The sequence below is a fragment of the Rhodococcus sp. JCM 9793 genome (assembly GCF_055380405.1).
Map to the genome: position 1 here is coordinate 5,680,371 of NZ_AP043721.1, position 24,135 is coordinate 5,704,505.

Annotated in this window: 22 protein-coding genes, 5 tRNA genes and 1 pseudogene; 14 read left to right on the plus strand and 14 right to left on the minus strand. The window is 64.8% G+C overall.

What is annotated here, in order from left to right; all coding sequences use genetic code 11:
* Positions 1 to 40 precede the first annotated feature (40 nt).
* A complete protein-coding gene (locus tag ACZ46K_RS28420) occupies positions 41 to 595 on the plus strand; it encodes a hypothetical protein (protein WP_464749520.1) in 555 nt (184 codons plus the stop codon).
* A gap of 288 nt (positions 596 to 883) precedes the next feature.
* Here ACZ46K_RS28420 and ACZ46K_RS28425 read toward each other — a convergent pair whose 3' ends face one another.
* The gene (locus tag ACZ46K_RS28425; protein WP_464746056.1) at positions 884 to 2,722 is read right to left on the minus strand and encodes a zinc ribbon domain-containing protein; all 1,839 of its coding nucleotides are present in this window, start codon (positions 2,720 to 2,722) and stop codon (positions 884 to 886) included.
* A 515-nt stretch (positions 2,723 to 3,237) separates the two neighbouring features.
* On the opposite strand from ACZ46K_RS28425, the gene ACZ46K_RS28430 reads away from it, so the two are divergent.
* Entirely contained in the window at positions 3,238 to 3,888 is a 651-nt protein-coding gene (locus ACZ46K_RS28430; RefSeq protein ID WP_464746058.1) for a class I SAM-dependent methyltransferase, read from the plus strand.
* 6 nt (positions 3,889 to 3,894) lie between these two features.
* On the opposite strand, the gene ACZ46K_RS28435 is transcribed toward ACZ46K_RS28430, so the two are convergent.
* From ACZ46K_RS28435 to ACZ46K_RS28475, 9 genes are all read right to left on the minus strand, one after another.
* On the minus strand, positions 3,895 to 5,481 hold the full coding sequence (locus tag ACZ46K_RS28435; RefSeq protein ID WP_054805945.1) for an FMN-binding glutamate synthase family protein: 1,587 nt from the start codon (positions 5,479 to 5,481) through the stop codon (positions 3,895 to 3,897).
* 113 nt (positions 5,482 to 5,594) lie between these two features.
* On the minus strand, positions 5,595 to 6,656 hold the full coding sequence (locus ACZ46K_RS28440) for a hypothetical protein (RefSeq protein WP_054805947.1): 1,062 nt from the start codon (positions 6,654 to 6,656) through the stop codon (positions 5,595 to 5,597).
* 13 nt (positions 6,657 to 6,669) lie between these two features.
* Positions 6,670 to 7,401 (minus strand): class I SAM-dependent methyltransferase, encoded by a 732-nt coding sequence (locus ACZ46K_RS28445; RefSeq protein ID WP_464746060.1) that lies wholly within the window; start codon positions 7,399 to 7,401, stop codon positions 6,670 to 6,672.
* Positions 7,401 to 8,633 carry a glycosyltransferase family 4 protein gene (locus tag ACZ46K_RS28450; RefSeq protein ID WP_464746062.1) on the minus strand — a complete coding sequence of 411 codons (1,233 nt, stop codon included), beginning with the start codon at positions 8,631 to 8,633 and terminating at the stop codon, positions 7,401 to 7,403. Before ACZ46K_RS28450 ends, ACZ46K_RS28445 begins: the two co-directional genes overlap by 1 nt.
* Before the next feature lie 196 nt (positions 8,634 to 8,829).
* Positions 8,830 to 8,903, minus strand: a tRNA-Asp gene (locus ACZ46K_RS28455).
* A 105-nt stretch (positions 8,904 to 9,008) separates the two neighbouring features.
* Positions 9,009 to 9,082: transfer RNA gene (locus ACZ46K_RS28460), tRNA-Phe, on the minus strand.
* A gap of 38 nt (positions 9,083 to 9,120) precedes the next feature.
* A tRNA-Asp gene (locus ACZ46K_RS28465) sits at positions 9,121 to 9,194 on the minus strand.
* 55 nt (positions 9,195 to 9,249) lie between these two features.
* Positions 9,250 to 9,322, minus strand: a tRNA-Glu gene (locus tag ACZ46K_RS28470).
* 106 nt (positions 9,323 to 9,428) lie between these two features.
* The gene (locus tag ACZ46K_RS28475; protein WP_054805944.1) at positions 9,429 to 10,073 is read right to left on the minus strand and encodes a TetR family transcriptional regulator; all 645 of its coding nucleotides are present in this window, start codon (positions 10,071 to 10,073) and stop codon (positions 9,429 to 9,431) included.
* A 233-nt stretch (positions 10,074 to 10,306) separates the two neighbouring features.
* Between ACZ46K_RS28475 and ACZ46K_RS28480 the strand changes: the two genes are divergently transcribed.
* Positions 10,307 to 10,382, plus strand: a tRNA-Lys gene (locus ACZ46K_RS28480).
* A gap of 197 nt (positions 10,383 to 10,579) precedes the next feature.
* Here ACZ46K_RS28480 and ACZ46K_RS28485 read toward each other — a convergent pair.
* A pseudogene (locus ACZ46K_RS28485) lies at positions 10,580 to 11,737 on the minus strand (site-specific integrase); the annotation flags it as partial.
* Positions 11,734 to 12,234: a helix-turn-helix transcriptional regulator gene (locus tag ACZ46K_RS28490; protein WP_054805942.1), complete on the minus strand. Its 501-nt coding sequence runs from the start codon at positions 12,232 to 12,234 to the stop codon at positions 11,734 to 11,736. The gene ACZ46K_RS28490 and the pseudogene ACZ46K_RS28485, both read right to left, overlap by 4 nt.
* A gap of 103 nt (positions 12,235 to 12,337) precedes the next feature.
* Here ACZ46K_RS28490 and ACZ46K_RS28495 point away from each other — a divergent pair, with 103 nt between their 5' ends.
* The 4 genes from ACZ46K_RS28495 (at position 12,338) to ACZ46K_RS28510 (ending at position 14,957) form a co-directional block, all read left to right on the plus strand.
* Complete coding sequence (locus ACZ46K_RS28495; RefSeq protein ID WP_054805941.1) at positions 12,338 to 12,586, plus strand: helix-turn-helix domain-containing protein; 249 nt, start codon at positions 12,338 to 12,340, stop codon at positions 12,584 to 12,586.
* Between the two features lie 86 nt (positions 12,587 to 12,672).
* A complete protein-coding gene (locus tag ACZ46K_RS28500) occupies positions 12,673 to 12,906 on the plus strand; it encodes a hypothetical protein (RefSeq protein WP_464746064.1) in 234 nt (77 codons plus the stop codon).
* 330 nt (positions 12,907 to 13,236) lie between these two features.
* Entirely contained in the window at positions 13,237 to 14,424 is a 1,188-nt protein-coding gene (locus ACZ46K_RS28505; RefSeq protein ID WP_464746066.1) for an AAA family ATPase, read from the plus strand.
* Between the two features lie 377 nt (positions 14,425 to 14,801).
* Positions 14,802 to 14,957 (plus strand): hypothetical protein, encoded by a 156-nt coding sequence (locus ACZ46K_RS28510; RefSeq protein ID WP_464746068.1) that lies wholly within the window; start codon positions 14,802 to 14,804, stop codon positions 14,955 to 14,957.
* On the opposite strand, the gene ACZ46K_RS28515 is transcribed toward ACZ46K_RS28510, so the two are convergent.
* Positions 14,954 to 15,274, minus strand: coding sequence for a nucleoside triphosphate pyrophosphohydrolase family protein (locus ACZ46K_RS28515; RefSeq protein WP_054805936.1), 321 nt, complete (start codon positions 15,272 to 15,274; stop codon positions 14,954 to 14,956). The two genes, ACZ46K_RS28510 and ACZ46K_RS28515, sit on opposite strands and share 4 nt — an antisense overlap.
* Positions 15,275 to 15,516: 242 nt before the next feature.
* On the opposite strand from ACZ46K_RS28515, the gene ACZ46K_RS28520 reads away from it, so the two are divergent.
* Positions 15,517 to 16,200, plus strand: a complete 684-nt coding sequence (locus ACZ46K_RS28520) for a DUF2510 domain-containing protein (protein ID WP_464746070.1) — start codon at positions 15,517 to 15,519, stop codon at positions 16,198 to 16,200.
* Positions 16,201 to 16,498: 298 nt separating this feature from the next.
* Here ACZ46K_RS28520 and ACZ46K_RS28525 read toward each other — a convergent pair whose 3' ends face one another.
* Positions 16,499 to 17,143 (minus strand): hypothetical protein, encoded by a 645-nt coding sequence (locus tag ACZ46K_RS28525; RefSeq protein WP_464746072.1) that lies wholly within the window; start codon positions 17,141 to 17,143, stop codon positions 16,499 to 16,501.
* 124 nt (positions 17,144 to 17,267) lie between these two features.
* On the opposite strand from ACZ46K_RS28525, the gene ACZ46K_RS28530 reads away from it, so the two are divergent.
* The 6 genes from ACZ46K_RS28530 to phoU all read left to right on the plus strand — a co-directional run bounded on the left by ACZ46K_RS28530 (position 17,268) and on the right by phoU (position 24,121).
* Positions 17,268 to 17,732: a hypothetical protein gene (locus ACZ46K_RS28530; protein ID WP_054805933.1), complete on the plus strand. Its 465-nt coding sequence runs from the start codon at positions 17,268 to 17,270 to the stop codon at positions 17,730 to 17,732.
* Positions 17,733 to 17,797: 65 nt separating this feature from the next.
* Complete coding sequence (locus ACZ46K_RS28535; protein ID WP_054810003.1) at positions 17,798 to 18,406, plus strand: DUF937 domain-containing protein; 609 nt, start codon at positions 17,798 to 17,800, stop codon at positions 18,404 to 18,406.
* Positions 18,407 to 18,656: 250 nt separating this feature from the next.
* Positions 18,657 to 19,613, plus strand: coding sequence for an acyl-ACP desaturase (locus tag ACZ46K_RS28540; RefSeq protein ID WP_464746074.1), 957 nt, complete (start codon positions 18,657 to 18,659; stop codon positions 19,611 to 19,613).
* Positions 19,614 to 19,778: 165 nt separating this feature from the next.
* Positions 19,779 to 20,921 (plus strand): tRNA dihydrouridine synthase DusB, encoded by a 1,143-nt coding sequence (gene dusB / locus ACZ46K_RS28545; protein ID WP_464746076.1) that lies wholly within the window; start codon positions 19,779 to 19,781, stop codon positions 20,919 to 20,921.
* A 397-nt stretch (positions 20,922 to 21,318) separates the two neighbouring features.
* Complete coding sequence (locus tag ACZ46K_RS28550; RefSeq protein ID WP_464749498.1) at positions 21,319 to 23,331, plus strand: LCP family protein; 2,013 nt, start codon at positions 21,319 to 21,321, stop codon at positions 23,329 to 23,331.
* Between the two features lie 85 nt (positions 23,332 to 23,416).
* Positions 23,417 to 24,121 carry a phosphate signaling complex protein PhoU gene (gene phoU, locus ACZ46K_RS28555; RefSeq protein WP_054806866.1) on the plus strand — a complete coding sequence of 235 codons (705 nt, stop codon included), beginning with the start codon at positions 23,417 to 23,419 and terminating at the stop codon, positions 24,119 to 24,121.
* The last annotated feature ends 14 nt before the right edge of the window (positions 24,122 to 24,135 follow it).

Here is a 24,135-nt window from a genome sequence, read left to right on the forward strand (position 1 = left end):
CTCCGCACGCTGTTCCGCGGCGACGCGGCAGTCGGCCACGATGGCCCCGCCGGCACGTTCCCGTACCTGCGTCGCACCGCCGACGGAGCAGATCGGCACATGCCACCGGCTCGAACTCACCGGCGACGGGGTGCCGGAACGACTCGTCGCCAAGCTACCCGCAGCCGACACCGGCATGCGCGCGATGCTCGCCGGCGCGTACCGCGGCGAAGTCCGGTTCTACACCGATCTCGCAGCGACCGTCTCCGTCCGTGCTCCCCGATGTCACTTCGCGGCACTCGGCGACGACGGGAATTTCACGCTCCTGCTCGAGGATCTCGCCCCCGCCCGGCAGGGTGATCAGATCCGCGGATGTACACCGGCAGAAGCACTCGACGCCGTTCGCAATCTCGCCGACCTGCACGCCCCGCGGTGGAACGACGCTGATCTGCTCGGCCTGGAATGGCTCGGACGGCCCGACGAGGCGCAAGCCCGCATGCTCTCAGAGTTGTACGGGCCTGCGGTGGATACCTTCGTCGCGGATCTGGGCGACCTGCTCGACGACAGCGACAGCGACACCTGCGCTCATGTGTCGATGCCACCGAACAGTGGATGACCGCTCGCAGTGAGCGTTTCACGGTGCTGCACGGCGACACGAACACCATCTGGTCACCGCGTACCACCGCAGGCTCGTGGAGCGCGGCGTGGAACGCTATGCGTTCTCCGAGTGCTGGGACGACTACCGCTTCGGCGCTCTGCAAGGTCCGCTCATCGCTGTATTCGGGTGCGCCTTCGGCACCCGGACCGAACGGGGTGACCGGATGTTCGCTGCCATGGTGACACGTTCGTGTGCAGCGATACGTGAACTCGACAGCGTCTACGTAAACCTGATACTTCCTGCCACCTACATGCCAGGCGGTCCAGATCCACGTCCCTCACGGCTACCCGAAACATCCTGCGACACCGCGGGCTCGACCGTGCCCCACACCGACGCTTCAGATGCAGGACAAGACTTCACCTTGTTCACCCCCTCAGAGGCCGACGGGGTCGGAACACTACGGCGGACACGCCGATGCCGCGGCCTGCCCGGTGTCGGACCGGTCTTGTCCCCGCACTTGCGCACCGGAGCATGCTCGGTGGTCCGGATCTCCAGACCCCCAGCACGGGTGCGGACCGAGGCACCTCGGCCGAGGAGAGCACGCTTGGCGAGGTTCACCCCCGCCACATGATCACGATTCCCACCGAGTCGACACGACTCGCACCACGCATCGTGATACCCCTTCGGCCGGGCCAGTTCCTCGTTGCAGCCCGGACATAATGCCGACGACCCCTTCGCCGGCACCGTCACCACCACCGCACCCACCCCCGCGGCGGTATGGGTCAGCGCGTCGGCGGCCTTACGGCGCGCGGACTGCGCCGCCCGAGTGTTGTTCACCCGGCCACGCCCCCGCGGTTCGAGACTCGCGAGATCTTCGACCGCGATCACCGTCGCATCGGCGGCGACCGCGTAGTCGGTGACCTGACGCGCGAAATGAAACGCCAACTCCCGATTGATCTTCCCGCGCTTGACACCGACCGCAGCGCGGTTCGCGTCGAGCACGGCGATCGTCGCGTCCAACTCCGCCCGCAGCTGCGGCGGAGCATTCTCGGCGAGCGTGCTGAGCCGAGCCGATCTCCGGTGCAGGAATTGACCTTCGGTCTGCAACCGGGCCAGCTTGATACCCAGTCCGCGGTCGTCGTAGGTGTAACCCCGAAAATCGGAGACCAGCCCGTCGCCGGTGTCGGTGACGATCGCGGCAGCGCCGAGGGTGGCCGGTGACCAGTCCACCCCCACCGCCACTGTGGCACCGGTCAGGTCACCGGCGGGGACGGCTTCGGTGGCAGCACAGCGCAGCAACAGTCCCCGCCTGTCGAGGGTCAGAGTCGGCAGATGCCACGCAGTAATCGGCCGGCCGTGCAGGTGCGGTGGGAGCGCGGCGGTCAACCGCACCGCCCGCCAGTGCGCTCGCCTGGCGGGGGACGCTGCGGTCGGGAGCTTCACGGTCAACACCATCGTGTCGGCGGTGACGGTGAGCTCGGCGAGTTGTTTGTCGGCGGCGGCGAGGCGGGCCATCGGGCTGACCTGCGGCGGGGTCTGGATGTCGGTGATCCGCAGCCGCGTGGACTGTGTTTCCACCGTCGCCGTCGCGTGGGACGTCGATGCGTCGCTCGAGATGTCCTGACCCACAGCCGCGTCCGAGCGGCCGATCCAGGCGACCAATTGCCGTCGCACACCGCGGGCGAACCCCGACGGCACAGACAGCTCACCATCGGCCGGGGCACGCAGACGCCCCGTGACCGGATCGAACCGGGCCGACAGCGACGCGATCGCCGTGTCGCGGTAGGTCAAGGTCCGAAGCGTCGCGGTGGCGTGTGCGGTGACCACCCGGCTCACCCGCGACGGCACATAACACCCGCCGGGGTAGGTGGGGGTCCAGCCGAGGCGGGCGGCGACGACGTGTCCGTGTTTCGGCAGTGCCCGGCCCTGGTTGTCGCGGCCGGCGGCGAGAATGTCGAAAGTGTCGGGGTGCCACAGCCTGGTGAGTAGTTCTGTTTCGGCGCCGGTGATCAGGTCGAGTAGCCACCCGACGCGAACATCGATGTCGCCCCGTCCGATCGGTTCACCGCTGGTGTCGTCGACCGCCGCATGGGGGCGGGTGGTGAACGCGAACTGGCGCCGCTCGGCCAGGTCGGTGCCGGTCATCGCGCTCCTGTTCTTCGTCCCCGGTTGCGGTCAGTGTTGAGGCTGCCGCAGGTGTTCCTTTCCGGCGGTGCCGGTGTCAGGTCTCGGCGGTGACGATAACGCGGGCCACCGACATGCTCTGTTCGGTCCGCGCCGCAGCATCGTTCTGGGGTGTGCACTGCGGGTCGTTTCGGGGTTGTCGGGTCCGGTCGAAGATTCGCTTCGTCGAGGATGCGGAGATCGGAGCCGGTACAGCAAGCAGTGACTCGGGACTGCGCCGCGGTGCGTGAGAATCTGCACTATGCAGGATGTCGAGGTGTTCCACGGTCTCCTCGCGTGGCGGATGAGGTGGAAGGAAGTGTCGGTGAGTGTGAGGGAGTATCAGATTTCTCGTCGACTGTTGTGAGCCTCGCCGTCATCCGATGACGGCAGTATCGCGTGCCGTCATCCGATGACGGCGGTATCGCACACCGAGCATGCTCGGTAATGTGGCGCATCGAACGCTCAGCTCGTCCGACGAACGGAGACCGACCGCGATGACTCGCACCACCCTCCCCCGCGAGGCGATCGAACTCGCAGAAGCAACACCGGGTTTCATGCCCATCGACGAGGGCACGGCGTTGCACGACGCAGCTGTTCGCTATCTCGGCGACGGGGTGGGCGTCGAGATCGGCACCTACTGCGGCCGCTCCACGGTGTACCTGGGCGAAGCTGCGAAGGCGACGGGCGGCACCATCGTCACCGTCGATCATCACCACGGTTCCGAAGAGCACCAGCCCGGTTGGGAGTACCACGATTCGTCGCTGGTCGACCCGCACACCGGCAAGCTGGATACGGTCGGAAAACTGCGGCACACACTCTCCGATGGTGACCTCGAGTCGCACGTCGTCGCGATCGTAGGTAGGTCCCCTCAGGTCGCGGCGTTCTGGCGGACGCCGCTCGCCTTCGTCTTCATCGACGGTGGGCACAGCAGCGAAGCGGCGCAGGCCGACTATTCGGGCTGGGCACGGTGGGTGGAGCCCGGGGGCGCCCTGATCATCCACGACGTGTTCCCCGACCCTGCCGACGGTGGTCGACCTCCGTACGAGATCTATTGCCGCGCGCTCGACAGCGGCGAGTTCACCGAAGTCTCGGCCACCGGATCGTTACGGGTACTGGAACGCACCGGGGGCGTCGTCGGGTCGTAGGAGCCCTCACACCGGTCGGAACGAGTCGGGGGTCGCGGCTGCCCAGTCGACCGCCCAGGATTCGGGCGGATCTTCGAGCAGCACACCGGGCGAAAGCCATTCGTAGACCTCCGCGTACGACCGCACGTGTGTGCCGTCGACCTTTCGCCTGAGCATGTGCGGAGTCAACTCTCGGGGGTCGCTCACTCCCAGCGACGCCATGATCTGTACCGCCTGCTGCACGGTTGCTTCCTGGTAGCGCCACGCCCGGATGCTCTTGTCCGCCACGTCCAACGCCCGAGTTCGCAGCGGATCCTGCGTTGCCACGCCGACCGGGCAGGTGTTGGTGTGGCATCGTTGCGCCTGAATACAGCCGATGGCCATCATCATCGCGCGTGCCGCGTTGGTGAAGTCCGCGCCTTGGATCAACCGCTTGACGATGTCGTTCCCCGCCGCCACCTTCCCGCTCGCACCGATCTTGATCCGATCTCGCAGGCCGCAACCCACGAGAGCGTTGTGGACGGTCATCAGCCCATCGGTCAGCGGCAGTCCGACGTGATCCTCGTATTCCAGCGGCGCGGCAGCAGTTCCGCCCTCGGCACCGTCGACGACGATGACGTCCGGGGTGGCATCGACGTCGATCATCGCCTTGCAGAGCGCCAGAAATTCGGTGCGAGAGCCGACACACAGTTTGATTCCGATGGGCTTCCCGTCGGCGAGTGTCCGTAGCCGGCACACGAACTCCACCAGTTCGCGAGGTGTGCGGAACGCCGAGTGCGCCGACGGACTCACGCATTTCACGTGCGCGGGGACCTCGCGATACCTGGCGATTTCTTCGCTGACCTTCGCTGCGGGAAGTACACCGCCCAATCCCGGTTTGGCGCCCTGGCTCAACTTCACCGAGATGACTTTGACGTACTCGTGCGAGGCATTGTCGGCGAACTGCTTCGGATCGAATCGTCCGTCCGGTGTGCGGGTCCCGAAGTAGCCCGAACCGATCTCCCACACGAGGTCGCCTCCACACAGGTGATATGGCGTCAGCCCGCCCTCACCGGTGTCGTGCGCGAAATCTCCGAGGGCTGCAGCCTTGTTCAGCGCCTTCAACGCATTGCCCGACAATGCGCCGAAGCTCATCGACGACACGTTCAACAACGCCATCGAGTACGGGCGAGTGCAGTCCGGTCCGCCGATCAACACGCGGGGTGGCTCAGCCGGTTCCGGCACCGGTGCCATCGAGTGGACCAGAAAGTCGTATCCGACGGAGTCGATGTCGCGTTCCGTCCCGAACGACAGCTCCCCATGGATACCTTTGGCGCGCTCGTAGATGATCGTGCGAGTGTCGCGGTCGAACGGCCGACCGTCGACGTTCCGTTCGATGAAGTACTGCTGGACCTCGGGGCGCACCGCCTCCAGGAGATACCGGGCGTGCCCCAGGATCGGATAGTTACGCAGCACCGAGTGTCCGGTCTGCAGCAGGTCGTACACGCCGACAGCTGTGAGCACGAGACATAGCGACGCGAGGATCCACCAACCCGCTCCCCCGGAAATCACTGCGATCGGCACCGATACCACCGTCGCCAATCCGAGGAGAGCAACCAGGACATACCTGACCATCGGCGCCTCCTACCGGCGAGACTCACCTTCCAGGCTTACGCCTACAGAGCGCAGAAGCGCAAGCACCCCACCGGCAGAGCTCGGACGACCACCTCGCAGCGCTCGGTGCAGTGTCAGACGACCACCTCGCAGCGCTCGGTGCAGTGATCCGCACCCGCCTGGCCCCGGGGCACAGCGGCATCACGAAATAGCGCGTTTCCCCCGGTCGTCCGCGACAACGCATCGGCCGCAAGGATCACCGCCGCGCTCGTCCACGAGCTGACCTCGACGGGCCATCGTTTACCGTCGTCGTAGACGAGTCCCGTCCAGTACGAACCGTCCGGGTCGCGCAGATGTTGCATGGCCGCGAACAACTCGTTCGCTCGCGCACTGTCACCGAGAGCATCGAGCGCGAGAACGAGCTCGCAGGTTTCGGCGCCGGTCACCCACGGTTTGTGGTCGACACAGCGGATCCCGAGTCCGTCCACGACGAAATCGGACCATCGCTCGTCGATCCGCCGATGAGCTTCGGGTCCGCGCAATGCACCACCGAGTATCGGGTAGTACCAGTCCATCGAGTATTCGGGCTTCGGCGTGAACACCTCGGGGTGCCTGCGCAACGCATGCCCCAATCGATACAGCGCCACTTCCCATTCCGGCTGCGGGTCGTCGACGAGATCAGCGAGCTGGACCCCGCACCGCAGACTCTGGTGGATACTGGCGCATCCGGTGAGCAGCGCCTCGTCGGCGAGTCCGCCGGATCCTCGCGCCCACGCGATGTGCCCGCCAGGAAACTGCATGTCGACGACATGGTCGAGCGCTGCCCGCACGGTCGGCCACATTTCGGAGGTGAACACCCGGTTGCCGGCGACGAGATGGTGATGCCACACCCCCACCGCAATGTATGCGGTGAAATTGCTGTCTGTGTCGGTGTTCTCGATGATCCCCTTCCGGAACTTCACGGGCCACGAGCCGTCGGGTCGCTGTGTCCTTCGCAGGAAGCCGAAGGCCGCCGACGCTTCGTCCAGAAAGCCGGTGACCGCGAGGGCCATCGCGGATTCGATGTGATCCCACGGATCGGTGTGACCACCCGGAAACCAGGGAATCGCCCCGGACGGCTCCTGCATGCGCGCAATCGCCCGCCCGGTCGCGAGGCATTCGTCGCGCGACAGGACTCCGGGTATCTCCGGCATCATCGGACGATGCAGCTCACTGCGGCGCACCGGATGCACCCGGCTTCTCGAGATAGAATACGACGCTCTTGCCGATGACCGGGTCGAGGAGCTTCTCCGCGGTGCGGGTCAACCACGGACCTTCCATCAGATCCCACACGAGCATCCGGTGATAGGCCTTCGTCAGCGGATTGTTCTCATTGTCGACGCCGACCGCGCACTTGAGCCACCAGTAGGGCGAATGCAAAGCGTGGGCGTGGTCCGTCCCGCGCACGGTCAAACCGGCCGCCGTGAGCTTTGCGGCCAGTTCGTCCGCCTTGTAGATGCGCACGTGCCCGCCCTCGACCTCGTGATAGGCGTCCGACAACGCCCAGCAGATCTTCTCGGGGAACCACCGCGGGACCGTTACCGCCGCGACCCCGCCTGGCTTGAGGATCCGCACGAACTCTGCGATCGCCCGATCGTCCGCGGGAACGTGTTCGAGGACTTCGGAAATCATGACGACGTCGAAGGTCTCATCGGCATACGGAAGCGCGAGTGCGTCGCCCACCTCGGCGCGGGCAAGGGCTCCTTCGGGCACCTGGCCCTCGAGTTCCATCGCCACGAACATGTCGGCGACCGCCTTCATGTCGTCGGCGCTGCGATCGAAGGCGACGACATCCGCACCACGCCGGTACAGCTCGAACGAGTGCCTGCCGGCACCGGCACCGATGTCGATCGCGCGGCATCCCGGCCGCACCCCCAGCCGGTCGAAGTCGACGGTCAGCATCAGTCGGTCCTTCCTTCGTGTGCGGCGATCGCGCTCTCGTAGACGGCCGCGGTCTGCGCGGCGACGGCAGCCCAGCTGTATTTCTCTTCGACGCGGGTGCGGGCAGCTGTGCCCAGTTGCGTCCGCCGGGCAGGATCGTCGAGCAGTGCCGCAATCGCGGCGGCCAACTGCTCGGCATCGCCGGGTGGTACGAGCTCGCCGGCATCACCCACCACCTCCGGTATCGCACCCGCGCGGCTGGCCACCAACGGTGTCCCGCACGCCATGGCTTCGATCGCCGGCAGTGAGAAACCCTCGTACAACGACGGCACGGCAGCGACCTCGGCCGACGCAAGGAGCTCCGCGAGCTCGGCGTCGTCGATACCCGACACGGTGCGCACCACATCGCCGATGGCGAGATCGTCGATGAGTCGCTCGGTGGCACCGCCGGGTGCGAGTTTGGAGACGAGCACAAGCTCGATCTCGCGCTCGGTGCGTAGTTTGGCCACCGCTTCGAGCAACGTCGGCACCCCCTTGAGAGGCGCATCGGCGCTGGCCACGCACACGATGCGGCCCGCGATCCGCGGCGTGACCGCCGGAGCGAACAGGTCGGTGTCGACGCCGAGCGGAATCGTGTGGAGGCGGTGCGGCTCGATGTCGAAGGCGGTGCGAATGTCATCGGCCGAGTTCTCCGAGACGGTGAGCAGCGTCTGCATCTTCCGCGCGACCCGTGCCTGCATTCGCAGGAATCCGTACCAACGCCGCAGGGTGACCTTACGACGCAATGTGGGCGCCGACGCAAGATCGAGTTCGCGGTCCCGAGTGATCGGGTGATGGATGGTCGCGACCAGCGGAAGGTCCTTCGCAATGCGGAGAAGTCCTGAACCGAGTGACTGGTTGTCGTGAACGACGTCGAAATCGGCGACTCGGTCGCGCAGCAACCTGGCCGCGCGGAGCCCGAAGGTGCGCGGTTCCGGGAATCCGGCCGTCCACATGGTGGCGACCTCGAGGACGTCGATCAGATCTCGGTACTCGCCGGGCCGCGGCGTGCGGAACGGGTCGTCGTCGCGATAGAGGTCGAGGCTGGGAACTTTCGTCAATGTCACGGCCGGATCGAGTTCCGGATACGGCTGGCCCGAGAACACCTCGACGGTGTGACCTTGGGCTGCGAGCTCCCGACTGAGGTGGCGCACGTAGACGCCCTGACCCCCACAGTGCGGTTTGCTCCGGTACGACAGCAGAGCTATGCGCACATCAACCCCCGGATTGTTCGGACACGTGTCCATGCAGTTACGTAGAGCACACACTAGAACATGTTCACTCGGTCACGATAGCGGAGTTCCGATGTCGGCAACCGTGCCGGACTGCAACAGCGCCGACCTACAACAGGGCCGAACTGCAACAACACGAAGGTCCGGTATCGATGAGATACCGGACCTTCGTGTCGAGCGACCCTGACGGGACTCGAACCCGCGACCTCCGCCGTGACAGGGCGGCGCGCTAACCAACTGCGCTACAGGGCCATAGAAACCCACTGGGCTCTTATAGCTGGACCCACCGCATGCGGTGGGCCTGTTGTATTCAATTATCTGTATTCAATTATCGATGGTTGCATGCAACCATCGCTGTGGCCAGGGCCGGGATCGAACCGGCGACCTTCCGCTTTTCAGGCGGACGCTCGTACCAACTGAGCTACCTGGCCGGACGGCACCCGAACTGAATGCCGATCGCATACTTCTGCGACCCTGACGGGACTCGAACCCGCGACCTCCGCCGTGACAGGGCGGCGCGCTAACCAACTGCGCTACAGGGCCTTAGATATTCAATTCTCTGCCAGCGTACTGCACACATCCGGCCGAAACCGAAGTGTACCCCCTACGGGATTCGAACCCGCGCTACCGCCTTGAAAGGGCGGCGTCCTAGGCCGCTAGACGAAGGGGGCCCGACCGGATTTCTCCGACCCGTACCCACAACGGGATTTTCAGTTCCGCTGGGAGCTTGGACAGCTTATGCCACGCCATTCCTCAATCACAAATCAGCTGGTCATGCTACTGATCGGATGTCTGTGGCCAGCCACGCCCCCGCCAGCGAGCAAGCCACTGCTCCGAGGCCATCGCCTCGAGAGGAACCTCGAGACAGGCCTCGAACTTGGACTTGACGTCGGTGTCCGGTGAGGTGAGATCTGCAAGGTAGCGCTGCCCGGCCAGCGACGACCCGACCGCTTCGACGAACCGACGGATATCCACACCCGGTCGGAACAGTCCTTGCTCCTGAGCGTCGACCGCGAGCTGATAGCCCGCTCTCCCCCAGATATAGCTGCCACGCAGTCGCGCTTCGTTGATGAACTCGGGTTCGGTGACGAGTCTGAACTCGGCCGCGATCACATCATCGTTGTGGAGAGCTTCCCCGAGATCGGCAATCATCCCGTGCAGACGCTCGAACGGGTCGAGGCCTGCTGCGCCGACCCAGTGCGACACGATCGTCCGGTAGTGCTCGAGCCCTTCTTCGAGAACGGCGCGCGCAAGTTCGTCCTTCGACGTGAAGTGGAAGTACATCGCGCCCTTGGTCGCGTTCGAGTGTTCGAGAATCGAGTTGATCGACGCAGCTCCGTAGCCGCGCTTCGCGAACTCGACAGCAGCCGCCCTGATGATGGCGGAACGCGTACGACGCGCACGTTCCTGTTGACGTGACATGAACGAACCGAGCCTCCGAATATCCGATCCCCGAAGGAAACTCTAGTCGCGCAATATCCGTCGCGGCCGTGTGACCTGCCCCTCGAGGGCCATGAACCGCAGAACACACCGAGTGGTATGCTTTGCGCGGCTCGGGTGCGGAAGCAGGGGGTGTGCACCCGAGCCCATCGAAGCATTCGATCTGCGTGTCCGATACGATCTGGCGGCGCAGTGTGGTTAGACTGTGCGCCCATGCCCCTATAGCTCAGTTGGTAGAGCTACGGACTTTTAATCCGCAGGTCGTAGGTTCGAGCCCTACTGGGGGCACCATCTTGACCAGGCATTTCCTGGTCATCGGCCGGTCCGAATACGTTCGGATCGGCCGAAGTGGTCACCGAGTGGTCACGCGGGGTTCTGGGCACCAACGATGCCGCAGCCTCCGCAGCCTGGGCACCGACACCACCGAGCAGGTGGCTGTAGGTGTCCGACGTGATGCTGATCGACGAGTGCCCGAGACGCTTGGACACCACCGCGATCGGTACACCGGCCGCGAGCATCAGCGATGCCTGATCGTGGCGCAGATCATGCAGCCGGATCGGCCGCAGTCCCGCACCCTCGCAGAGTCGCGCGAACTCGGCGCTGACAGTCTGGGGAGGCAACGGTGTCCCGTCCTCGCGCGAGAACACCAACCCGTGATCGCTGTACGCCTCACCCCATTGCTCTCGTTCGGTGCCCTGGGCGAGCTGCTGAGCGAGCAGGACGCCCGAGGTTGCCTGGTCCAAGTCGACGACGCGGTCCTCACCGCTCGCTGTCTTCGGCCGGCCGAACCGGTACTGCCGGTGCTCCCCCTTGCAGAACGGGCACTCGACGCCGGTGCCGTCGACCTCGACGAGCTGCTGACGCACGGTGATCACTCCCTTGGTCAGGTCGACGTCGTCCCACCGCAGACCCGCGGCCTCACCTCGTCGTAGGCCGGTCATTGCCATCACCTCGAACAGTGCGCCGAGTCGATCTGTTGCGGCGTGGTCGAGGAACCGTCCCAGCTCTTCGGGCTCCCATGGCACGACCTTCGGGCGAGGTGCTCTGGGAAGCTCGAGGTTCTCGGCCGCGTTGTGGCCAACTAGGTGCTTACGTTTCGCGCTGGTCAGCGCCGATCGGAGGGTGGCGTGGACTCGACGCACAGTCGCGGGGCTGATCTTCTTCGGGTTGCGGCGCTGCCCCTTGCCGATCTTCTCGCCGGCTTTCGGCTTCGCGGGCGGCTGGGCAATGTCGTGAAGCATCTTCTCGACGTGTGTGGTCCTGAGATCTCCGAGGCGTAGGCAGCCAAGGTTCGGTATCAGGTAGCTGTCGATGTGCTGGCGGTAGGAGCGCACGGTGGTCGGGCGGAGGCCAGCGACCTCCTTTGTCGTGATCCACTGACGGAGGTAGTCGGCGACGGTGAGCCGATCATCGTGGGCGACCTGCCCTGTTGCCACGGCGTTGAGGTGCTTGTTCAGTTCCTCGCGGGCATCGTCGCTAGTGCGGAATCCGGATTTGCGGACCTGGCGTCGCTTGCCCGTGGCGGGGTCGATCCCGAGGTCGGCGACGAATACCCAACTACCGTGTGCCTTCTTGCAGGCTTTGCGCCGACCTTTGGCGTCACGTTCGACTGGACACTTGCAGCGCTTGTAAACCGAGCCCTTCATGACCCTGATCCAGTCGTCTCATCGCCACTCTGCTCGAGCGCCAACGCTGCTTCATAGCCAGCCGTAAGCACACCACGGGTTTGGTTCGCAACGTCCACGAGCCCCTGCATCTCCGCGGCAGCCTCACGAAACTTCTCGACGACCTCGTCCAGCCCTCCCTTGGAGCGTGAACCTACCTCCGTGACCATCCCCCTACCCCGCCGAAGATTACGCACGTCAACGGAGACACCACTCGGCATGTCGAGATAGACGACGTCGATCGGCGCCTGGAACAGGCTCTGAACAGGAACCTCGAATATCGACGCGAAGGCCGCGAGCTCAACCGCAGTGAAGGAGCGCTGCCCCTTTTCCGCGGCAGACACCGCTTGGCGGCTCCACGGTTTCTCCAGATAGGTACCCATCCGCTCACCCAGGTCTTCTTGAGTGACTATCTCGCCATCCTTCATGGTTTTGCGCAGAGCCTGAATTCTCCGACCAATCAACTCTTCGATCTGCATTCCCACCCCTTCAGTTTGTCTGATTCAGAATGACACGCACACACAGCATTGACAAGAGGATTCCGTGCGCGCATCCTTTGTCGTGTTCAACAGGACAGTCCTGATGAACATGACAAAGGGGAATGTGATGTCCAAGCGCTGGACCGAGAAGGAGATTCGCGGACTCGGTGTCCGCACGGATCTCGTGACCGCAGGAAGCATCCTCGGAATCAGTCGGCCGCATGCATACGAACTCGCGAAACGAGACGAGTTTCCGGCTCCGATCCTTCGCCTCGGCCGGAAGTATGTCGTCCCAGTAGCAGGACTGCTCGCGGTCCTCGGCCTCGAAAACGAACCCAAGGCAACCGCGTGAGCGCACAGCCACCGGCGGAAATGCGAATGCCGGCGGGTGCGACCGCCGACATTCGGAACGAAATCATCCAGTTCCAGGAGACCTCAATGACCGACGATACCCCTCTCCATCCGCAATCTACGACCGACCAAGCCGCGTCACTACACATCGCCGCGCAGTTGCCGTGCCGCGCCCGATCAGCGAAGTCCATTCGCAAGGTCACGATCGAACTCGGTTTCATCGGGTCGATCCACCTCGAACCCGATGCCGCTCACACACTGGTGCACCAGTTACAGTCAGCCCTCCACGCTCTCACAGCAGGCAACACGGAGGGCATCTGAGATGCGCCGCCGTAGATCACAAGCGCAAACATGCGCTACCTCAATCAGCCGTGACAGCGTGGCATCACAACTCCACCGCCGACGTGAGATCGCCATGCGGGCGCTACCACTCGACATCGACCGTTCAGCACCGCTGGACTGCCTGTGCCGAGATCCGTGGACATGCAGATGTCATGAAAAGTGCTGTCTAACAGAACAATATATCGATTCATGGCGGTATGCCGTACTACATCTCCTCGCGTTGGGCATCACCCCCGGCGTCCCAGCCACTGTTGCCCACGAGCTACAAGGGCGGACTGACAAAAGCCAAGGACCCATCGAGGGGCGCCGGTGATTCCGTATGGACGCAACTACCCCGACGTCGACGAGTGGGTCGATGAGGACGGGGTGCTCCACATCGGGACCGAGGGGGCGGACACAATTCGCCCCCTCGGGGTCGCGCCTGGCCCTGATCCTGGCCCGAAGACAACAGACTTCGGCAGACCGAGGGTGTGGAGCGCGACCGAGCTCGAAGGCTCACGGAGCATCGACTGGATTGCTCGGCAACGACTCCCCGCCGGTGCGGTGACGTACATGTTGGGACCCGAAGGGATCGGAAAGAGCCTCTTCCTGATGTGGCTCACTGCAATCATCACTCGAGGCAAGCCGGAACACGGGTTCGGTATCCCCGCACGCGATCCCGGCATCGTCGTCCTGGTGCTGACGGAGGACGACTGGTCGACGATTGTGCGCCCACGACTCGAGGTGGTGGGCGCGGACCTCGAGATGATCCGCGTCATCTGCACCGACAGAGACGGTTCCGGCTCACCCACGTTCCCACAACACATGGACATCGTCGCCGAGGCGTCGGATGGCGCGACTGCGGTGATGGTCGACGCATGGGCCGACACACTACCCGGATCGCTGTCCGTCAAGGATCCCCAACAAGCACGAAAAGCATTGCACCCTTGGAAAGAACTCGCGACTCGCTCAGGTGCTGCCATGCTCCTGTCAGGCCATACGAATCGCGAGAAGGGAGGCAACGTCCGCAACGCCTACGGACTCTCGGGCGAAATACGGAAGAAGGCTCGCATGACGATACTTGCACAACCGGATCAGGAGGAAGACGTCCTTGTGATCGGACCGGAAAAATCGAACGTAACTGCACCAATTGTTGCTTCGAAGTTCCGCATCGAGACGGTACAGGTCTTTGAGCCCACCGATGCCAGCGACGGTACCGTTCCTCGACTCGCGTGGGTCGGCGACGCCGAGCAGTCCGCAGGCGAGTTCTTCACTGAGGCTGCAGAACTCGCGGAGGATTCGGCCGCAGAGTCCCGGTTGTCCGCAAGAAAGTGGCTCGAGGACTACCTCACCAAACAGGGCAAGGTTCTTGCACGGGTCGCCAAGACCGACGGCAAAAAGGTCGGATTCCAGGAGCGGTCGCTTCAACGCGCCGCCAAATCGCTGAAGGTCGTATACGACAGCGAGGGATTCCCGCGTGAAACCTACTGGTCCCTTCCCCAGCCGCGACAGCACTGACCTATGCCTGTCGTGTGTCGCGACTGTCGCAATTGCGCACTGCCGGAATGAACTGTCGCGACTGCCGGTAGTGGCGACAGTCGCGACGCTCGCGGCACATAGGGACTGCTGTCGCAACCGCCGGCCACCGCCCAGCGATCTACCGCCCAGTTTCTTCTTTGCGACCTGTTCGGCGGCCATGCTGGGCGGTGACGGCCTGCCAGACCTGACATGATTGCTGCCCTTGTCGCTCATGATCTGGGGGTGTTGCCGCCGGGCCGGGTTGGCGCGTGATCGCTGATAGGGGCTGGACCCGAGCGCTTTCGCTTGAGGCCGGTCGTAACGCGGATGCCGAGACGCACCGCCTGCGAACGCCGTCGAGCGAAACAGAGGACTCAGTGGTCACCAGCATCGACAGACACGACGAGGCCGACGTGTTCGTCGGGCTCGACGTCGGCAAAAGGCGAACACCCCACCAGCAGCGCACGGCACGGTGCTACTGGGCGTGCACCAGCACCCTCTACCAGCCGCCGACCCGGCAAGTGGCGGCCTAGGACCCTGCTTGCTCCGGCTTCCATACGAGCCATTTACGAGCGATCTCCGCCTCCAAATCGATGTTGAACCGATGCGCGATCAACAACACCTGCGCGAGTACGTCGGAAACCTCCGCCCGGAAGTCTTCCTCCAATTGCGTTTCATCACGACCCTTGTCGCGAGCCTGACCTGACCTCGCAAGATACGCCTGCGTCAGCTCTCCGACTTCCTCCCCAAGCTTGAGCACGAACCAGTCGTCAGTTCGCGCGATGTCGTGCCGCTCCGCATAGAACGCCGACACCGCCTCAACGTCGGCCTTCAGGTCAGCAATATCCATGTCTCAGATCTTGACAGCTACCCCCGACTCGACTGCCCCGAACACCTGACGAACGACATCGGGGCACCCCCGCATCGCGCCGGGCGCTGCTCAACGTGCATTCACGAATCGACCCAACGCTCCCCAGGCGAAGAAACAGATTTGCCGACGAAGGGTTGCGTGTGACCACTGGTCACGCTGTAACGGGCCGCGACCCCTACGCGAATCCCATGCGACCAGATACCGCAGAACGGACCCACCCCATGAATCCACCCGCCGGATGGCACCCTGACCCCTACGACTCCGGCCTTGAACGCTACTGGGATGGCCAGCAGTGGACTGCGCAGACCCGGCCGACTGATATGACCGATCCGACACGCGTGTTTGCTCCGGTCACTGGGTCTAACGGATCGGACACTCCCGCGGGGCCCGAGCGGAAGCGGAGGAAGTGGCCGTGGATCGCGGGCGCTGTGGTCGTCGGGTTCGTGGGGATCGGTGCGTTGAGCGAGGATCCACCAAAGTCGGAGTCCGACACAACGGTAGTGACCTCGACAACCACTGTGCGGACCACAACAGCGACGCCTACGACAACGCAGCCTGCACGCACCACAACACCGAGCACCACGACAAGTGAAGCTGCGGTGGTGCCGCTGGTTCCCCAATACGAAGACACGGCTACAGACCAGCAAGTACCAGCGACTACCGAGCCCGTGTACGTACCGCCTGCAACAACCGAGGCACCGGTGTACACCCCACCCCCAGCGCCGGTCACCACCGCACCTGCCTACACCCCGCCTCCTGCAGCACCAGCCGCGCCGTCGATCGGCACCGTGCATCCCGGTTCCTTCTGTGACGTTGCGGGGGCTCCGGGAGTGACGAACAAGGGCACTCCGATGGTGTGCGGAACCGGATCGGATGGGCGTCTGCGCTGGAAGTCTGCCGGGTAGGGCCTGCCCCCACTGGCAATGGCGATCATTCCCGGTCGAGGCTGGTGGTCGGGCACAGTAGCGGTCACACGGTGGTCACAGACGATGTGTGTGACCACCGCACCCGGCATCATCAGGAAGCGACTACAACCGCCCTACCTGCATGAACCACGCTCCGGTGTCATTCGGTGTCACCAAGAAGTTCGGGCGGATTCTGACTTTTAATCCGCAGGTCGTAGGTTCGAGCCCTACTGGGGGCACAGGCATGACCCGGCGTTCCGAATCACGGACGCCGGGTCATTTCAGTTCACGTAGAAGGTCAGCGGTCGACCGGACCCCGAGACGAATCCTCAGGCGGGAGCCCTTCCACAACGCCGGTGTCGCCCACCGAATCGACGTCGCGCCCCCCGGTTTCGGACGCCTTCCGTTCGAGGTCGGCGCGCGCAGCGCGAAGGTCCTTCCCACGCTTCCGATATCGGACCGTCGTCACGACGAGCAGCACGAACACGAGCACGCCGATGACAGCCCCGACCAGCGAGGCTCCGCGGAATCCGGGCGCGTCGACATCCATGATCCGTTCACCCGCGTGCGCCGCATTCCCTCCGCCGAGCACGACGCTGAGCGTCATCAGGTTCGGTATCGCGACAACGAGCGCGAGGACGGTGAGCGCGATCTGGACACCGCGACCGAACTTCCACCCACGCACCTGCCAGACCCACACGAGAAGAACGAGCGGGATCGCGGTGCACAGGATTCCGAACAAGAGCCCCCACAGGATCCCACGAGAGAATCCGCCTTCGGCGAGGCCGGCGATACGCTGCGCCCACCACCGAGGCAGGAATGCGGCAAGGACGAAATAGGTGATGACGAGCACGAGCAGGGTCGCGACCACGGTGATGGTCTTCTTGAGCCACGGCTTCATTCCCGGTCGCTCGATCTCGGACGATGTCCTCGCGTCAGACATGGGCCCAGCCTACGGTCCACCCCGGCGCAGTGGATTCAATTCCATGTCCTGGCGTTTCTCTCCGCGTTCACCGCCCCGCTTTGGATAGTGTGGGCACGCGCGAATCGAACGGGTGGGGAGGCACATGCGCAGTTTCGTGGATCTGGGCCTGTTCCTGGCCGCGGTGGCGTTGGGTATCGGTACCGTCCTGCCCATGACCGGAGGGGTTCGCTCCACCGAGATTCCACTTTCGGGGCTCCGCGACGGATTTCCGAGCGGCGATCCCACGAGCCTCGCCGTGGCGGGCCTACCGCTGTACGAGTCCCTCGCGGTGGCTCTCGCGGGAGCATCGGTACTGCTGCTGATCGCAGCGCTGTTCGACTCCGTGATCACCGGGTGGGCCGGCACCATCCTCGCGCTGTCGGTGTGCGTGACCGCCGCGGTACGCATCTTCCAGTCCCACGGCGACTATCTGGCCGAGAATCACAGCACGGCCCTCACCAACCAGAACGGGTTCGTACTACTCGTCAGCGGCACCCTCGTCGGCCTGGTGTGCTGCCTCGTCTCACTGAGGGGACCGTCCGGGCAACCGGCACGCGACCGACAGTGACGCGGTAGATACGCTCACGACACCGGCGTCCATTGGTGAGGCGCCCTGACCAGGCGAGGGTCCACATGGCAAGCCTTGACGAACTGATCTCCCAGGTACCGATCGATCAGGTGGCGCAGAAGCTCGGCGTCGATACCGCAACGGCGGAAACCGCGGTCCGCGCAGCCCTCCCGACCCTCGTCGGCGGCTTGGACGCGAACGCTCAGGACACGGCGGGAGCTGCCTCCCTGATGTCGGCTGTGAACAAGCACTCGGGGTCGACGATCCTCGACGGCGGAGTCGACGTCGAGAAGGTCGATACGTCGGACGGCAACAAGATCGTCGCCAACGTATTCGGCGACAACAAGGACCAGGTCATCAACACCCTGGGTTCGGTCAACGGCTCCGGCGGCAAGGACCTCATCGCGCAACTGCTGCCGATCCTGGCGCCGATCGTGCTGTCCTACATCGCGAAGCAGATGACCGGCGGCTCCGCTCCCGCCACGACGACGGCGAGCGCGGGTAACCAGGGCGTCCTCGGCGACCTGCTCGGCGGACTGCTGAAGAACGCCGCAGGCGGCTCGGGTAACACCGGTGGTGGGCTCGGCGACATACTCGGTGGCGTCCTCGGCGGTAGTTCCGGCGGCGGACTCGGTGGGCTGCTGGGCGGCCTGCTCGGCGGAGGAAAGCGCTGATCGGCACCTTCTGAACACAGGTATGGACTCGGCCCCGGAACCCACCGGGGCCGTTTCTGATTCAGGGGACTTCCGGCATTACACCGCGATGACCCGGTACCGTAGCCGACGGACGTTTGTGACAGGCAACATTGTCATTCCGATCAGCCGCCAGGTACCGGTGCGCGACGACAGACTTCGACGGGCACGAACCTACGGTCCCGTAGGCTGCATCACCGAAACGACATCACACGGACAGGGGTAGAAATTCATGACGCGAGTCCTGACACAACTGGAGCTACTGCGTGAGCTGGAGCCCGTGGCCGAGGCGAACGTCAACCGACACCTCTCGATGACGAAGGATTGGCATCCCCACGACTACGTGCCGTGGGACGAGGGACGCAATTTCGCAGCCATGGGTGGGCACGACTGGGAGCCCGAGCAGTCGAAGCTGGGCGAGGTCGCCAAAGCAGCGATGATCACCAACCTGCTCACCGAAGACAATCTGCCCTCCTACCACCGCGAGATCGCCGTCAACTTCTCGCGTGACGGCGCATGGGGCACCTGGGTCGGTCGATGGACGGCCGAGGAGAACCGTCACGGCATCGTGATGCGCGATTACCTCGTCGTCACGCGCGGCGTCGATCCCGTCGCTCTCGAGAACGCCCGTATCGAGCACATGACGAACGGCTTCTCGTCTCCGAGCGACGACACCGGCCTGCTGCGCTCGGTCGCGTACGTGACCTTTCAGGAGCTCGCGACGCGCGTCTCCCACCGAAACACCGGCCACGCGTGCAACGACCCGATCGCCGACAAGATGCTCCAGCGCATCGCGGCCGACGAAAATCTGCACATGATCTTCTACCGCAACATCTGCGAAGCCGCCCTCGACATCGCGCCGGTCCAGGCCCTCGAAGCGATCACCGAAATCCTGAAGAACTTCCAGATGCCCGGTGCAGGCATGCCCAACTTCCGCCGCAACGGCGTCCTGATGGCCAAGCACGGCATCTACGACCTTCGCCAGCACCTCGACGACGTCGTGATGCCGGTTCTGCGCAAGTGGAAGCTGTTCGAGCGCGACTTCGGTAGCGCCGGTGCACAGACCCTCGACGAACTCGGCGCGTTCCTCGAAGATCTCGAGAAGCAGGCCGTGAAGTTCGAGGAGATGCGCGACCGTTCACTCGCGCGCGAAGCAGCCAAGCGCGAGCGCGCCGCAGCCGTCTCCTGAGGCCGCGAGCGGGACGCCGTCCCGGTCCGACCGATTCGGGCTCTGCCGCCACCAGCGGTTATCCTGTGCCCGGTACCGTCCTCGGTGCCGGGCACAGTTGTCCCGCATGCTTCGGCCGCACTATATTCGTATTCCTTTGCACCACAACGCTTTCTCGAGGTTCTCATGTCTGCCCTGAAGATCGGCTCGCTCGAATTGGACAGCCCCGTCGTGCTGGCTCCGATGGCCGGGGTGACCAACGTCGCATTCCGCACCCTGTGCCGCGACCTCGAGCTCGAGCGGGCGGGAAGCACGTCGGGCCTGTACGTATGCGAGATGGTGACCGCGCGCGCGCTCGTCGAACGCCACCCGGTCACGATGCACATGACCACGTTCGGTCCCACCGAGACACCCCGTTCGCTTCAGCTGTACACGGTCGATCCCGACACGACGTACGCCGCGGCGAAGATGATCGTCGACGAGGACCTCGCAGACCACATCGACATGAACTTCGGATGCCCTGTCCCCAAGGTCACCCGTAAGGGCGGTGGGTCGGCTCTGCCCTACAAGCGTCGCCTGTTCGGTCAGATCGTCGCGGCCGCGGTGCGCGCCACCGAGGGCACGAACATCCCGGTCACGGTCAAGTTCCGGGTGGGCATCGACGACGAGCACCACACCCACCTCGACGCGGGGCGGATCGCTGCCGCCGAGGGTGCGGCTGCCGTGGCGCTGCATGCCCGCACTGCTGCTCAGCGGTACTCGGGCACCGCGGACTGGAACGAGATCGCCCGCCTGAAGGACCACGTCACGGAGGTGCCGGTACTCGGTAACGGCGACATCTTCGATGCCGAAGACGCCGAGAAGATGATGGCCCAGACAGGATGTGACGGTGTCGTCGTCGGGCGAGGATGCCTGGGACGCCCCTGGTTGTTCGCCGAGTTGAGTGCGGCACTGAACGGTCGGGAGATTCCCACCCCGCCGACGTTGGGCGAGGTGACGGTGATCATGCGCCGCCACGCCACGCTGCTCGCCGACCACCACGGCGAGGACAAGGGCATGCGCGAGATCCGCAAGCACATCGCCTGGTACCTGCGCGGCTTCCCCGCGGGTTCCGAGGTACGGAGCGGCCTGGCACGGGTGTCGTCGCTGAGCGAGTTCGACGATCTCCTCGGCCAACTCGATCCGACCGTCTCGTTCCCGGCCGATGCCGAAGGCCCCCGTGGCCGCCAAGGCTCACCCAGCGCCGTGGCGTTGCCCGACGGATGGCTCGACGACCCCGACGACACGCTCGTCCCGGCGGGTGCCGACATCATGCATTCCGGTGGATGACCTGCACTGATACACCTTCCGGGCGAGACAAAACTCGCATATCTCCGCTCATCGCCCGGCAATCAGTATCATGGCGAGGTCGCCCGGACCGAGGGCGAACACTACGAGTGCGGGAACGCGACGCGGAGAGGCCAGGACATCTGTGGGTGAGGAGCACGATCCGGGTTCGCCCGACAGTCGTGCCCCCTGGGAGCGGCCGATCGCCGACCCCGCCAACCGCGACTCACATTCCGGCCGAATCCGTCGGGACCGGACCGACGATGCAGGAACCGACAGCGGTCGGTCGGACACCGGACGAAGTGCCGGTTCACGCTCCGACAGCCGCCGCAGCGAGACCGGACGCAGCAGGCGCAACGACTCTGCCGACAAGTCGAAGCAGCTCACCGTCGCAGAGCTGATGAACAAGGTGGACCGCGAGAAGAACTCGCCCTCCGCCACCCCGTCATCTCCCTCTCCCGCATCATCGCCACCTCCCGCAGTGTCCCGACCGTCCGCGGCACCTCTGGTTCCCGATACTCCGCCCGCCATCCGAACGCCGCAGGCTCCGCCCTCGACGACACAGCCTCCGCCCTCGACGACACAGCCTCCGCAGCCTCCGCGACCCCTGCAGCCCCGAAGGGCTGCGGAAGCTCCGGCACCTCCGCAGCGGCCGAGTTCACCTCCTCGGACCGCGGCGGCAGCGCTTCCCCCTGCTCATCCACCTGCGACCCCACCCCAGGGTCGTGGCCACGCGCGCGCAACCCCTGTCGATCGCGCGGACCCGGCCGATGCCCGCACCCGATCGGTCGGCCCGGTTACTGCCGGCGACCCCGCGGGACCCGACACCGAGTTCGACGACGAGCCGACGGCGGCACCGCAGGCGGTAGGCAGCGACGGGCTCAGCCGGCTGGCACTGAGCAAGAAACGCAAGAAGCGCAAGCTGCGACTCGCCGCACGCGTCGCGGTCTCGCTCGCATCCGTCCTCGCCCTCGTCGGCACGGGATCGGTCTGGAGTTATCTCCGGGCGACCGAGGCCGGATTCTCACAGATCGCAGCACTCGACACCGAGTCCGAGGACATCGTCGATCCCATCGGGCAGACCGGCGACGAGACGTACCTCATCGTCGGTACCGATACTCGTGCGGGCGCCAGCGGTGCAGTGGGTGCCGGAAGCGTCGAGGACGCCGAGGGTTCTCGCGCCGACGTCGCGATCCTCGTCAACATTCCTGCCGATCGCAGTCGCGTGGTCGCGGTGTCGTTCCCTCGAGATCTCGACGTGGAGCGGCCGGTGTGTCTCGCGTGGGACAGCATGACCGGCGACTACAGCTCCGAGGTCCATTCCGCGGCCGAAGGCGACAAACTCAACGCGGTGTACGCACTCGGTGGCCCGAAATGCCTGGTCAAGACGATCCAGAAGATGTCGGGTCTGAAGATCGGCCATTTCGTCGGTATCGACTTCGCCGGCTTCGAATCCATGGTCGACGAGGTCGGCGGTGTCGAGGTCTGCACCCCGACTCCGTTGGTGGACGGTGAGCTCGGCACGATCATCGACACTGCGGGCACCCATTTCCTCGACGGCCGACAAGCCCTCGACTACGTTCGTGCGCGCAAGGTCGAGTCCGAGATCAACAGCGACTATTCGCGGATCAACCGCCAGCAGAAGTTCCTGTCGTCGCTGCTGCGGTCTGCGTTGTCGAACAAGGTTCTGCTCGACCCGGGGAAGCTCAACGGGCTCATCGGTGCCTTCACCCGCGCAACGTTCGTCGAGAACGTCAACGCCGATTCACTGGTGAAGCTCGGGCGATCGCTGCAGAACGTCGACGCCGGCGCCGTCTCCTTCCTGACCGTCCCCACTGCCGGCACCAACGACTGGGGCAACGAGATCCCTCGGCTCGACGACATCAAGGCGATCTTCACCGCGATCATCGACGACCAGCCACTCCCCGGCGAGAAGCGTGATGCCCCGCCCCCCGAAGCAGAGTCCGACGCGGCCGCAGCCCCGACCCTCGCACTCACCGCGGTCGATCCGTCGTGGGTGTCGGTGAAGGTGTCGAACGCGTCGGGCGAGTCCGGCCTCGCGGCCCGTACCAGCGAGGAACTCGCCGCCAACGGCTTCCCGATCTATGACACGGGCAATTACACGGGCACCAGCACGCAGACCGTCGTGCGGTTTGCTGCCGGAATGGAAGCCGAGGCGGCGACGGTGGCGTCCTCGTTCCCCGGTACGGTGCTGCAACGGGCATCCGACTCGTCGCTCGGCAATGTGGTCGAGGTCGTTCTCGGAGCCGATTTCGACGGTACCGTCGCATTTCCCACCCCGGCCGGAACTGCCCTCGAGCCGATTGCGATCGAAGAAGCCCTCGACGAGGGGGCCGCACAGCTGCCGGAGGACCTCGCCGTCACCAATGCCGGCGCCGATCTGTGCAGCTGAGAGCGCTGAACGCCGCGGGGACGTTCACCTGCGGTTCACTTGTTGATCGTGATATGTACTGCTCGACACCGTATGGTGTGGCATTATGCGTGTCGCTTACAACGAACAGATGGATGAACTCACCGGGCTCCTCGGTGAAATGGCCGGGCTTGCCGGAACGGCAATGGAACGGGCCACCCAAGCCCTGCTCCAGGCCGACCTCCCCCTCGCGGAGATGGTGATAGAAGAGCACGACAAGATCACCGAACTCGGTGCCGTGTGTGAAGAGAAGGCCTTCGCGCTTCTCGCACTACAGGGCCCGGTCGCGGGCGACCTGCGCGCGGTGGTGAGTGGCATCCAGATAGTCGCGGACATCGACCGGATGGGTGCGCTGGCATTGCACATCGCGAAGGCCACGCGCCGACGTCACCCCAATCACGTGCTTCCCGACGAGGTCAGCGGATACTTCGCGGAGATGGGCCGGATCGCTGTGTCCCTCGGCGCCGCGACCCGCGAGATCCTCGAGACCCGCGACCCCGAGCGGGCAGCACGCCTCCACGAGGAGGACGAGGCGATGGACGATCTCCACCGCCACCTGTTCACTGTGCTCATGGACCGCGAATGGAAGCACGGCGTGGCCGCAGCCGTCGACGTCACCCTCCTGGGCCGCTTCTACGAGCGGTTCGCCGACCACGCCGTAGAGGTGGGTCGTCGCGTGATCTTCCTGGTGACGGGCAAGCTGCCCACCCTCGAGGACTTCCACACGATGCAGCAGCGCGTCGACAAGCTCACGGTGTACCCCGAGTCCTGAGTTCGCCTGCGCCA